Raw genomic sequence first — 12,665 nt, forward strand, 5'->3', positions numbered from 1 at the left:
TTCGAGTGCCTGCATAAGGGAAACCCCTCGGTTTCCTACAGGTCGTCCTGGCCCTCGTCCTCACCATCAGGCTCCGGCGCTCAATATGGATGCAGTTTAATGACCGTTGGCCCGGGCCATCGTTTCGAATGCCCAGCCAGTCCCAGCAACCACAACCCAAGCCCTGACGGCTCTAGGACTACCGGTCCGTTCACGCCGCGGGAACTCGTGTCCGGCCCCATCTGCCGGCCTGCGACTTTCCAGACACTTCGTCCGGCGTCCTGTCCGCCATCTCCGACAAAATGTCTGGCGCGGCTCCGGGCTCTATCGAAAGGTCCCAATTCCTCAGCAACTTAAGAGTTCGCCCGCAGTGGCCCGCCGATTGCCTATAAATCGGTGTCCCCGTTCATGGAATTGATCCAAATGCACAAATACCCGAAATCGCTGGTTCGCTGTCTGGCCGTCCTCGCCGTGCTCACGGCTCACTCGATGACGGTCGTTATGGCAGAGCCCCAGGTTAGTGAACAAAACGGCAGCCGCGTTGCTGTGCCGGCCCAGTCCAAACTCTCTGACGACACCCGTAACCCCTCCGCTTGGGGCCGTCAAGGGGCACAGGGCCGTATCGCTGATGCCGATTCCGAACTCCAGGACATGATCGTCCAATACGTCGGTGATGTCACCGACGAAGACGTCGCCCAGGCCCAGATCGCCGGCGCGGAAATCCACCAAATGCAGCGCGAGGGCCGCACCGGCCACGTACGCATGACCCGCAATCAGGCACTGCGGCTGGCCGAGAACCCCAATGTCGCCTACATTACCCCCGATCGCGAACTGCGCGCCACCGGCCAGTTGGACTACTCCATCTCCACAGTGGGCGCTGTCACGGCCCAGAACTATGGCTACGATGGCCGCGGCATCGGCGTCGCCATCATCGATAGCGGCATCGGCTCTGAACAGCGCGATCTCCTGGACGGCCTCTGCCTCAGCACCCGCATCGTCCATAAGAAAGACTTCGTCACCTGGGAGCCCAGCGGTTGGGATCCCTTCGGCCACGGCACCCACGTGGCGGGCATCGTCGGCGGCAACGGGTTCTGCGCCGCCAAATCGCAGTCAATTCTCTACAACGGCATCCCCGGCGTAGCACCGGCTACGAAGCTCATCGCCCTGCGCGCCCTCGACAGCACCGGCGTCGGCCGCGACAGCTCAGTCATCGCAGCCATCGACTACGCCATCAGCGTAAAGCGCACCTACAACATCCGCGTCATCAATCTCTCACTGGGACGCGTTGTCGTCGAATCCTATAAGCTCGATCCCCTCTGCCAGGCTGTCGAACGCGCCTGGAAGGCCGGCATCGTCGTCGTGGTCGCCGCCGGCAACAACGGCCGCGACAATTCCATGAAGACCCAGGGCTATTCCACCATCACCTCTCCGGGAAACGATCCTTTCGTGATCACCGTGGGCGCGATGAACGATAAACAGACCCCCTCCAAGTCCGACGACCAGATGACATCGTTCAGCTCCAAAGGTCCGACGCTGCGCGACCAGATCGTCAAGCCGGATCTCGTGGCGCCCGGCAATCGCGTCATCTCCGTCAAGCCCAATACCGGCTACTTCCAGTCCCACTACCCCGGCAACACCATCCCCGGCGACTGGTTCCGTGGGGTTCCCTACGAAGCCTACTTCACCCTCAGCGGCACCAGCATGGCTGCCCCCATGGTGAGCGGCGCGGCCGCCCTGCTCCTGCAGAAGGACTCCACCCTCACCCCCGATCAGGTCAAAGCGCGCCTGATGAAGACCGCCAGCAAGGCTCTGCCCTCTACCAGCACTGGCGTCGATCCCACCACCGGCCAGTCCTACACCATGCGGGCCGATGCCTTCACCGTAGGCGCCGGCTATCTCGACGTCGTGGCCGCCCTCAGCAGCAGCGACAAAATCTCGACAACCCAAACGGCTAAGTCACCCAAAGCCGTCTACCAGAACGGCTCAGTCACCTTCGCTTACGACACCTCCGATACCTCCGGCCTCGGAGTCGTGTGGGGCACCGGAGTCGTCTGGGGTACAGGCGTGGTCTGGGGCACGGCGGTCAGCAGCACCGGCGTGGTCTGGGGCACCGGAGTCGTCTGGGGTACCGCCACTCCAGCGGGCACCGGAGTCGTGTGGGGCACCGGAGTCGTCTGGGGTACCGCTAATCCGTTCTCCGAGTCCACCTCTGCCACCGGAGACAACTAAGCCGCCGGCCACCCCCCGGCAATAGAATTCAAGCGAAGTCCGTAATCCTCACTCCAAAGGCCGGCGCCTCCCAAATAGGTTGCCGGCCTCTTTGTATCCAAATGAGCTGATCTCTCAGCCATCCAGCCCTCGAAACGACACCCCAACCCAGCCTTATCGACTGAAATACAAAGACTTTGAACTTCATGTTACGTAGATTCGCTTAGACCGCTATAGGGGTAACTGTCTCATTCTGATCTCGGTACAATCCTTATGACAGCTAGGACTCCCACCAAATTGTAGCCGCCGTCAATTCCCAGTACGCTGTGAAAGCATGTGTATTGCCCCCACGGTACAGCGGGAGTCATTTCTTGGGATGGACGCGGTCTTCGCCAGCCAGGAAATGCTCAACCTCATGGACCGCGTGCGCCGTTTTGCTCTGACTGACGCCAGCGTCCTGATTTGCGGGGAAAGCGGCACAGGCAAGGAGATCGTGGCCCGCGCCCTTTGCCACTACTCCAAACGCTCCAACCTGGTCTGGGTCGATGTCAGTTGCGGAGCCCTACCCGATACGCTCATGGAAAGTGAGCTCTTCGGGTTCCACAAAGGCGCCTTCTCCGGAGCCGACCAGGCCAAGGAGGGCCTCTTCGAGATCGCCGACGGCGGCACCCTCTTCCTCGACGAGATCGGGGAACTCGACCTCCGTCTTCAGGTGAAACTCCTGCGCGTCCTCGACTCCGGCGAATACTACCGGCTGGGCGGCACCAAAAAGGTCAAGGTGAATGTCCGCATCCTCACCGCCACCAACCAGGACCTCGCCAAAATGGTCGCCGAAGGCCGCTTCCGTAAAGATCTCTACCACCGCCTGGCGCAGCTTCGCCTCACCGTCCCGCCACTGCGCAGCAGACCGGAGGATGTCGGCGCCCTAGCCGAATTCTTCCGCCAGCGCCACTGCCCCGACGCCGTCTTCTCCACCGCCGCCCTGCACGCCATCCGCCAGTGGGACTGGCCCGGCAATGTCCGCGAACTTCGCAACGCCATCATCTCGGCCGGCGCCATGTCCATGGACGGCCAGGTACAGTTTGCCGACTTGCCCGATGAAATCCGCGCCGCCGGCGGTTCCCTGATGCTCGACAACTCGCTCCGCAATCTCTCCTCGGCGGTCTCGGCGCCCGATTCGGAGGCTGAGCCCGGCGGAGGCCTGCTCGAAGCCATGGAACGCAGCCTCATCCTGCGCACCCTCACCGAAACCAACTGGCACCAGGAAAAAGCCGCCTCCATCCTCGGCATCTCCTCCCGCACCTTAAGCCGCAAACTCAAGGTCTACATGCCGTCCGCCTGATACCCAATCTTCCCTCAATCGGCGAGAATGAACTCCATGGACGCAGTCACCCTCCGTGGCGCCGAAGTGCAAAAAGGACTCCGGCTGGAGTACTGCAATGTTGGCTATAACTTCCTGGAAGCGATCATCGCCCTGGCCTCCGGCGGAGCTGCCTCCAGCATCGCCCTCATCGGCTTCGGCGTCGACAGCTCCATCGAAACCTTCTCCAGCCTCGTCATGCATTGGCGCCTGCGCCACGACGACCATCCCCTGCGCGAGTCCATCGAGCAGACCTCCCTGCGCTGGATTGGCATCTCCTTCCTGCTGCTCGCCGCCTACGTCGCCTACGAATCGGCCGCGAGCCTGTGGACCCGCGAAGCGCCCCAGCGCTCCATCCCCGGCATCCTGCTAGCCCTCGCCTCGTTCATCATCATGCCCGTCATGGCCCGCATGAAACGCCGCGTCGGCCTCAACCTGAACAGCGCCGCCATGGTGGCCGACTCCCGCCAAACCCAACTCTGCAGCTATCTCTCCGCCATCCTCCTGGGCGGCCTGGTCCTAAACGCCGTAGCCGGCTGGTGGTGGGCCGACCCCGTAGCCGGCCTGGTCATGGTCCCCATCATCGCCCGCGAAGGCATCCAGGCCCTGCAAGGCAAAGGCTGCGACTGCCACGGCTCCTGCGGCTGATTAGTCCAGTTCACTCCGCCCTACCCTACATCGGACCTGCTCGTGAGGCGGCCCCGCTCTCCTGGCTCGAGCCACCCCGGGGCACGCCTGTCCGGTCTCCTCGCTCATTTCATGAATTGGAATTAATGACCCCTGCGGATCGTGTTGTCTCCTTAGGTGGATAGCTGACGACAAACTTGCTCCTGATTGGCACGCTCCTTACTACCGCTCCATGTGTCGCGTTGTCATGGTCCGTTCCGGACCGCGAGGCGTTGTACCGATGCGCGCTCGAGATTCTCCTGCCTGCCTCCCTCCCTAGCAGGGACTCTGCCTTGTGGAGCAACCGATTCAACCCATTTCGAAAGTTAGGTGCATTCATGCTCCGGTCATCCGCATTGAGATTTCCATCCGCCCTGGCCATCGCCCGCCGCGCCTCCTGGCCCGGCATCTTCCTCCTGCTTCTTTCGGCCGCCGTGCGCGGGCAGGAAACGCCACGAGTGTGCCCTAGCCCGTCGGGTTCCAACTCACTGGTTGCCGGCGAACTCGTCACCTGCTCGGTGACTGCCGTCTCCGGCCACGAATGGACCTTCGACGCCCAGGCGTCCGAGCTTTACTCCATTGGGTTGCTCGAAACTGCCGGCGGCGGCTCGCATCCGGTTGTGACCGTCTTTGACCCCAGCGGAACCCAGATCGTTACCGCCGACACTTCCCTGCAACTGGCTTCTCTCGTTCGCACCACTTCCCGCGGCCGCTACCGCATGACCTTTACCGAGGGCCGGACTGCCGGTTCCTTCGATCCCTATACCTACACCATGTCCTTTGAGCGCGTCGGAGTGCCGACGGCGTCGGCGCCGTACATGCCTCTCGGCCTGCAATTCGCCTCCTCCATCGAGCCTCCCGGCGACCGCGATCTCTATAAGCTCAACGTGGAGGCGGGAGACGTCCTCCGCTTTCGATTTGCCCGTACGCATGGCAGCGGCACACAGGAAGCCATGCTGGTCGACTCGTTGGGAGCGGCCCGCCTCATCGGCAGCGGTTATGTCGTGCCGGCAACCGGTGTCTACTCGCTGATTCTGCAGGACTCCGCCGTCTACTCCTCTCGTGGTACCGTCTCCCTCGAATGCCAGGGCGCCTGCCCCGGACCACCCGCGGTCTCCAGCCTCTTCCCCCACTACGCCGAGGGCGCCGGCTGGAGCAGCACGATGATGTTTCTTAACAACAACGACCTGCCTGTCAAGTTCAAACTCTGGACCCGCAGCTCCGATGGGCTCGATGGCAGTGTCTACGAAGGAGCAATCGCGCCCCACGGACTGGCTGGAGTGACCAGCACGCTGCGGCCAGAGGATCCGCTCTGGCAGGGCTCCAATATCCTCATTGCCCCTCAGGGCGTCAGCGGAATGCTCGTCTTCCGTTCCGCTGAGGTTCCGGGTCAACGCGGCCAACAGGCAGCCAGTGTTCTTTCCGTCCCCACCGGCAGCAACGCCTGGATTCTGCCCTTCGACAACCAGAATGGATACTTGAGTGGATTGGCGATCACCGCATTGGCCAGCACGGCGACCGCTTTCACCTTGGACTCCAGCGACGCCAATGGGGGGCCATTGGAAAGCCGGACCATCACTCTCAATCCGAACGGCCACATGGCCTTTGTTCTCACTGATCAACTGCCCGCCACCGCCAATAAACGCGGTCTGGTCCAGATCCGCGCTGGCGCCGGTGTCAGCATCGGAGTGGTCGGTCTGCGCTTCTCGCCGCAGGGCGCCTTCACCTCGCTTGCCCCGGCGGCGCTCTCGACGACGGCCACTGTGCCTGGTTCGATTGCTCCGCCCAGCGATCAGTACTACTTCGTACCCCACATCGCCAACGGGGGTGGATGGTCGACCGAACTGTTCGCGTTCTCTCGTGATCGGGCCGCCTCCGGAGTGCTGAAACTGGCCAGCTACCAGGGAACCGGAACCGCCTTCGAAGGCTTCGCACCGAAGTGGACCGGCTCAGGTGCAGCCTGGCCCGTGACCTACGACAGCCTGGGGACTCGCTCCACCGTTGAATCGCTCATTGGCCAGAATATGCTCGCGCTGAAAACAGCGGGCAGCGAGGCTGGCACCTCCGTCGGCTGGCTCTCCGCCGCCCGAGCCGGCGACTTTGCAGGGTTGGCGATCTTCCGCCAGACCGTCGACGGGGCCGGCCGAATCGCGCAGGAGGCCAGCGTGCCCTTCTTCCCCAGCAACGTTTCGCAATTCTGGGTCCCGCTCGACCAGCGCAACGGCACCGTCGGCCTGGCTCTTGCCAATCCGAGTTCGACTCAGTCCCGCAGTGTGTCCATCGTATTCCGGGACTACAATGGCGACGTCGCCGGGCAGACCAGCTTCACCATGCCCCCGATGGCGCACTTCGCAACCACCATCGACACGCTGATTCCTGCCGCGGCAGGCGGCATCGGCTCAATTGAAGTAAATTCCTCCAACGGCGACATTGCCGGCATAGGACTGCTTTTTGAGGGCACCGCGTTCACCGCCCTGCCTGCCTTGCGCTAAGCCTGGAGGGGCCGCCGGCAAGTCAGATCCGGCGGTCGGGTCGCCGGCGGCCTCTTCCACACGTCCAGTTGGGAAAGGATCGTATGTCACTAAAGCCGCCTGGCGTCCATCCCCTCTCCTGTCTTCTGCTGGCCGCCGCTTGGTTGGCGCCCAGTGCACTTTCGGCCGCGGAGGAACTGCCGCTTTTCCGGAACTGCAGCGGCCAGGTCTCCACCCTGGTGCCTTACCAGCCGCTCCAGAGCTACCTCCAGGTCGTGGCCAACCGCCTCTTCGCCGCCCGGCCTGGCGCCCGCGTGCCCACCAGGGTGATGCTCGTGGCAGGCGACTTCCAGGCGTGCGCGGCACGCCAGCCATCCGGCGCTGGAATCATCATGGTTCATACCGAACTGCTGCAGTTCGCCCGCACCGAGGCTGAACTGGCTGGAGTCATGGCGCATGAGGTCGGCCATATCGAGCTCAATCACTCGAAGCCCTCCGTGAAAAGCACAACAACCACTGCGCTGTTCTCCCTTTTGGACTCCATCCTCGCCACTAAGCTCGATTCCAACTCCCAATTGCGTGGACTCGCCTCCGCCGGCGCCAAATTCGGCAACTATCTCGCGCAAGCCAAGTACAACCGGGATCAGGAGAATGAGGCGGACCGCTATGGCGTCAACCTCGCGGCTGCGGCCGGCTACAACGTGATCGATTCCTACAATTTCTTTGCCCGGCGAGCGCAAAATGAACCCCGTGCCAGTTCACTGGAAGGACTGGAGCGGGATCACCCGCTCACTCCCACTCGCCTGCAGAACTTGCGAGGGCTCATTACCCAGCTGCCGAACTCGGCCCGCCAATCCTACTCCGTCGACCCCCAACTCCACACGGCCGCAGTCCGTGTGACGGGGGAATTGGATCAACCGTTGCGCAATCTGATCGAGACCGCGGTGTCCCGTATGCCGGCTGATGCGCGCCGCCAACTTGTACCGGACGAAGCGCAGGCCGGAGCACCCGCGCAGGGTGTCGACGCCGCATTCCAGTCCGGCCGGACCCAATGGCGCCAACCCCCACCCCCAAGTCCGCCACCCAGGCTCGGCGTCAATATCCGCCAGGTCGACGATCAGGAACTGGCAGGCATGGGCCTTCGCGCCGGCTCCGCCAGAGTGCTGGTTCTGTCTGTTGTGCCCGGCAGCTCAGCTGGACAACTGGGCATAGCGCCCGGAGACCTCCTCTTCTCCATCAACGGAAATCTGCTGTCAAGAACGGGCGATGTGCTCGGGCTCGTGCAGGAATTCAGTCCCGGCGACGAGTTCGAGGTCAAAATTATTCGGTATCACGAGGCGAGCCGAGGGGAACAGGCACGCTGGTATTACCACACATTGCGCGGAAACTGGCGCTGAGCGGCAGTTCAGTTCATCACAGTAGTGGTTTAGTTTCAGCTACTTGCCGGAATAGCCTTGGTGCCCGTCCGGAAAAATGGATGTATGGGAGGCTGTACGCCGCCCAAATACTCCATTCGACTGATTGAGGACTGACTGATGGCTACCAATGCTCAGATCGACGCGAACCGCGAAAACGCGCTTCATTCCACCGGGCCCCGCTCGGAAGAGGGCAAGGCCCGCTCTGCCCGCAACAACCTGCGCTTCGGATTCCGCTCACAATCCGTGCTGCTGCCCGGCGACGACCCCGTCGAATTCGCCGGCCTGCTGGCCGAACTCTCCGGCCACTTCGCCGTCGACGATCTTTCGTCCGCACGCTATGTCCGCGAAATGGCCGACGCCGAATGGCGCCTGCGCCGCGTCCGCCTGCACCAGGAACTGCTGCTGTGCGAACGCATTGCGAAGATTGCCGAGACCCGTCCCGACGCCTCGCCCCGCCTGCTGCAGGCCCTGGCCTTCGAAGCGCTCCACTCTGAAGCGGCCTTCAACCGGTTTTTGACGTACGAAGCCAGATTCGAACGCCAGTACGAACGCGCCTGCGAGGGGCTGCGTAAATTGAGGGCCCAGGTGGCGAAGCAGAACCCACCCAAGGTCGTTGTGCTGCGGCCGAATCGAACGGACGAACCCAATTCCGAGTCCTCCACCCCACGCAACGCCCCTTGCCCGTGCGGCTCCGGTGAGAAATATAAGCGCTGCTGCGGCCGCAACGCCCCCGCGGTGCTGCAGTCCAATCCGGAACCGGAGGCGCCGCTTACGGCACCAATTGGGATTCCGCGCTGAACTTGCGATAGTTCGAAAACCGGATCTCTTTCCGGTCACAAAACCCCTGCCGGTCGCAGGCTTCCAGCACGCTGATGCTGGGCATGAGGTAGGACTGTGTCCCGATTTCCGCCTCTGTGTAATCCAGCTGGAAATAGGACGACCGCACAGGGAATTCGGCCGGGAAGTCTTTGGTTTCCATGGTGAGACGATGAATCCGGCCCGTCTCTTCTTCCACCCAGACGCTACCCGTGTAGCCAGGCGAATACATCGACTGGATCCCAATCGACCAGTGCGAGTTCTCCCGCTTCACCTCGTACTGGAAACGCAGCAGTTTGAGCTTGCGCACCTTGTCCGTGCCCTTGAACCGGAACTCGGCCGCCACGTCCGGCGAGAACAGGTAACGCAGCGCCGTGGCAAACTCGCCCGACGACCCCATGTTGCGCGTCCCCACCATGCGATCCCCAGTCACCGGTGTACCGTTCCGGCGCAGCAACCGGTAACGCTCCCGGCCGCCGGAGTAGCTCACCTCCGTATCCAGGATGTCCACCAGGCGCCAGTCGTCCCGCCGCCCCGTGCCCTTCATGCGCTGGGCAGACTGCTCGCATAGGAAGTCGGGCAGCTGCTTCAGCCATTCGAAGGCATACGCGCGCGACTTCTCGATGCCCGGCTCAGCCGCGGCCATTGCCGCCAGCAGCAGGATGGTCCCGGTCATTTCGTCCGCGGAAGCCCGGAGGCCGAACTGATGAGCTGTTTCTTCGGATCGCCCGTCTTGGGCTTGGTCGCCTCTGGCGTAATCGACGGCGGAGCCGTGCCGCCCGTGCCCTTCTTCGGATCCTCCGCCTCTGGGAACGAGATGTCGCTGTCCGTCGTGATGATCTGCGACTCAACCGCGAACTTACGGTAGTTCCGGAACTCGATCTCGTTTCTCACGCAATCGAAGCCGCCCCGGAAGCAGGCCAGGTTCTCGCTCTTCACCGGCAGCAGGAAGCGCTGGCCGCTGATGTTCACCCAGCCGTAGTCGACCACCGTCTCCACCGTGTCGATCTCGTAATCCGACGGCAGCCGCCGCGTGTTCATCTCGATCCGCAACACCCGCGCCGTCTTCGGGTCGATCCACACCGCGCCTTTATACGCCGGTTTCACCGTACGCCCGAAGCGCACCTGCCAGTGCGAATTCTCCTGCAGCACCGAGTAGTCATAGACCTTTGCATCGACGCCGGCCGCCATCGAACTGCCGCGCACCTTGAACACGGCCTTCGTGTTCGGATGGAAGACGTCGATCAGGATGGTGCCGAACTCGCCCGACGACCATGTGCCCGAATCCTCCGGGCTGCCCTTCTTCACCGCCTTACCGTTGATCCGGATGTTGCGGTAATCCTCGCGGTTGTTGACGTAAACGAGCTCCACCTGGACCCGGTCCTGATACTTCCAGTCCGGCTTCAGGGTCTTGCTGCGGTAGCGGTTGGTCAACTGGTCGCAGATGAAGTTGGGCAGACCCTGGTCGAAATCGAACGCCGCTTCGCGAGCCTTCTCGACAAGTTCATCGGACGGATTGCGGCGGGTGCGATCCGCCACCACCGTCTCCGTCGTTCCGTCTTCGCCCACCACCACTTCCCGCACTGGAGGCCGCGCGGTCGTGGGTGCTGGAGCGGCCGGAGGAGGATTGGTGGAAGTGGATTCCGGCGGCGCCACCTCTTCGCGCTTCTTCGCCGCACCGCCGCGGCGCAGAACTGGCCGGCCCGGGTCGTCTTCCTTGACGTCGGGCCTGACGGGCCGTTGAGTCGTCTGTGGGTCCGGCTGCTGTTGCTCCTGGGCGCAGGCAGCCGACGCCAGACAGAAATAGAGAATCCAGGCGCGCGCCATCCCACCTCCAGTGACGGCTCGTGTGAAAGCCGCGTTACGCCATTATCTTCTATCTGGCGGGCGCCGGGATCAAGCCCCGAACCATCATCCAATCCTTAAGACGGGCCGGCCAGGTGGAGAGAACAGGATCCTGCTTCGCCAAACCTACGCCATGCGGACCGTTCTGATAGATGTGCAACTCCGCCTGCACTCCAGCCGAACGCAGCGCCAGGTAATAGAGAATGCTGTTCTCCGCCGGCACACCCGTGTCGCCGCTGGTGTGGAACAGGAACGTCGGCGGCGTCTGCGCCGTCACCTTCAGTTCGTTCGAAAGATCCCACACCTGGGTGGGATCCGGCGGATTGCCCAGCAGGTTGAACATTGAGCCGCTGTGCGTATAGCGCGTTGTGAACGAGATCACCGGATAGACCAGCACCGCGAAGTCGGGCCGCTCGCCTGCCCGGAAATGAGTGGACAGGGTCGACGCCAGGTGGCCGCCGGCCGAGAAGCCCATCACGCCGATCTTCGCCGGATCCACTCCAAACTCCTTCGCTCGCGTGCGGATCATCGTGATGCCCCGGCGCGCGTCATCCAGCATCGCCGGATGGTGGTACCTCGGCCCCAGCCGGTATTTCAGGACAAAGGCCGAAACGCCGAAGGAGTTGAACCACTCCGCTACAGCCGACCCTTCCTTCTCCATCGAAAGACCGCCATACCCGCCGCCCGGGCACACCATCACGGCCGCGCCATTCGGATTCGGCGCCAGGTACGCCGTCAGCGAAGGCTGGTCCAGCGCCTCGGTTCCCATCGCGCCCGGAGCTCCATTGGGATACAGCAGTTCCGTCTTCGGTCCCTGCGCCCAGGCGGCGCAGCATACAAAGGAGAGCAACAGTACAAATCGCATAGTGTCCTATTCGGTCAAAGCGGGCTCATCGATCGTCAGGCTGGCGGCATCGGCATCCAGCGTTGCCGCAATGCCCAGCGGCAGGGTCAACTGATCCTCGGTGTGGCCAATGGTGAGGCCGGTCACCACGGGTACCTTCAGGTCCCCCAGAATGTTATCCAAAACTTCGCCCAGCGAGAAAGTGGAATCGAACGACGGCTTGTAGTCGCGCGGCGAGCAGTCGGCGCACTCGCCGATCACGAGTCCTTTGATCCTGCTGAACTTTCCGGCCAGCCGCAGGTGCGTCAGCATGCGGTCCATGCTGTAGGGCTGCTCGTCGACGTCCTCGATGAAGAGGATCTTGCCCTCAGTTTCGATCTCGAACGGCGTCCCCATCGTCGAGCAGATCAGCGACAGGTTGCCGCCCACCAGCGGGCCGCTCGCCTTCCCGCCTTGCATCGTGCGCGTGAAATGCCGCGGCCGCAGCGTATTGCTCTCCGGCGGATTGGTCAGCTTCCCCATCGGCTTCGTTTCGAACAGCGCCTTGCGGAAGTTGGCCTGCGTGTAGTCGGTGAACTTCGACAGCGTCACCGGCCCGTGAAACGTCACCAGCCCGCACTTCTTATGGATCCCCAGGTGCAGCGCCGTGATGTCGCTGTAGCCCAGGAAGATCTTCGGATTGCGGCGGATCAGGTCGTAGTCCAGGCGGTCCAGCAGCATCGCCGCGCCATAGCCGCCGCGAATACAAAAGATCGCCTTCACCTCCGGATCCTGGAACATGCGGTGGATGTCCTCCACCCGGTCCTGAATGGGCCCGCCCAGGTAGCCCTCGCGCTTGCCGACGGCCCGCCCGAACTTCGCCTTCAGGCCGAAGTACTCGATGGTACGCCGCGCCAGCAGCAGGCGGTCCGGATCGGAGACATACGTCGACGGCGTAATCAGCCCCACCGTGTCGCCGGGCTTCAGGACCTTGGGCCGCAGCAGGGGCAGGGAACTGGGGGCAGCCGCCGCCGCGACCGGCAGTGCCCCGAGAAAGGAGCGTCGTTTCATGCTCATGG

Annotated in this window: 10 protein-coding genes; 6 read left to right on the forward strand and 4 right to left on the reverse strand. The window is 63.0% G+C overall.

What is annotated here, in order from left to right; all coding sequences use genetic code 11:
* Positions 1-402: 402 nt before the first annotated feature.
* The 6 genes from ACR9Y2_RS27730 (at position 403) to ACR9Y2_RS27755 (ending at position 8,900) form a co-directional block, all read left to right on the forward strand.
* On the forward strand, positions 403-2,208 hold the full coding sequence (locus ACR9Y2_RS27730; RefSeq protein WP_435045123.1) for a S8 family peptidase: 1,806 nt from the start codon (positions 403-405) through the stop codon (positions 2,206-2,208).
* A 355-nt stretch (positions 2,209-2,563) separates the two neighbouring features.
* Complete coding sequence (locus tag ACR9Y2_RS27735) at positions 2,564-3,529, forward strand: sigma-54 interaction domain-containing protein (protein WP_435045124.1); 966 nt, start codon at positions 2,564-2,566, stop codon at positions 3,527-3,529.
* 36 nt (positions 3,530-3,565) lie between these two features.
* A complete protein-coding gene (locus ACR9Y2_RS27740; protein WP_435045125.1) occupies positions 3,566-4,195 on the forward strand; it encodes a cation transporter in 630 nt (209 codons plus the stop codon).
* A gap of 356 nt (positions 4,196-4,551) precedes the next feature.
* On the forward strand, positions 4,552-6,705 hold the full coding sequence (locus tag ACR9Y2_RS27745) for a hypothetical protein (RefSeq protein ID WP_435045126.1): 2,154 nt from the start codon (positions 4,552-4,554) through the stop codon (positions 6,703-6,705).
* An 83-nt stretch (positions 6,706-6,788) separates the two neighbouring features.
* On the forward strand, positions 6,789-8,081 hold the full coding sequence (locus ACR9Y2_RS27750; RefSeq protein ID WP_435045127.1) for a M48 family metalloprotease: 1,293 nt from the start codon (positions 6,789-6,791) through the stop codon (positions 8,079-8,081).
* A gap of 138 nt (positions 8,082-8,219) precedes the next feature.
* Positions 8,220-8,900, forward strand: coding sequence for an SEC-C metal-binding domain-containing protein (locus ACR9Y2_RS27755; RefSeq protein WP_435045128.1), 681 nt, complete (start codon positions 8,220-8,222; stop codon positions 8,898-8,900).
* Here ACR9Y2_RS27755 and ACR9Y2_RS27760 read toward each other — a convergent pair.
* Genes ACR9Y2_RS27760 through ACR9Y2_RS27775 form a run of 4 tightly spaced genes read right to left on the reverse strand, consistent with a single transcriptional unit; the run spans position 8,872 to position 12,657 of the window.
* Entirely contained in the window at positions 8,872-9,594 is a 723-nt protein-coding gene (locus tag ACR9Y2_RS27760) for a hypothetical protein (protein ID WP_435045129.1), read from the reverse strand. The two genes, ACR9Y2_RS27755 and ACR9Y2_RS27760, sit on opposite strands and share 29 nt — an antisense overlap.
* Entirely contained in the window at positions 9,591-10,745 is a 1,155-nt protein-coding gene (locus ACR9Y2_RS27765) for a hypothetical protein (RefSeq protein ID WP_435045130.1), read from the reverse strand. The genes ACR9Y2_RS27760 and ACR9Y2_RS27765 overlap by 4 nt, the downstream gene beginning before the upstream one ends.
* A gap of 49 nt (positions 10,746-10,794) precedes the next feature.
* Complete coding sequence (locus ACR9Y2_RS27770) at positions 10,795-11,628, reverse strand: alpha/beta hydrolase (protein WP_435045131.1); 834 nt, start codon at positions 11,626-11,628, stop codon at positions 10,795-10,797.
* A gap of 6 nt (positions 11,629-11,634) precedes the next feature.
* Positions 11,635-12,657, reverse strand: coding sequence for a S66 peptidase family protein (locus ACR9Y2_RS27775; RefSeq protein WP_435045132.1), 1,023 nt, complete (start codon positions 12,655-12,657; stop codon positions 11,635-11,637).
* Positions 12,658-12,665: the final 8 nt, after the last annotated feature.

This window comes from Paludibaculum fermentans (genome assembly GCF_051172195.1).
Lineage (GTDB): Bacteria > Acidobacteriota > Terriglobia > Bryobacterales > Bryobacteraceae > Paludibaculum > Paludibaculum fermentans_A.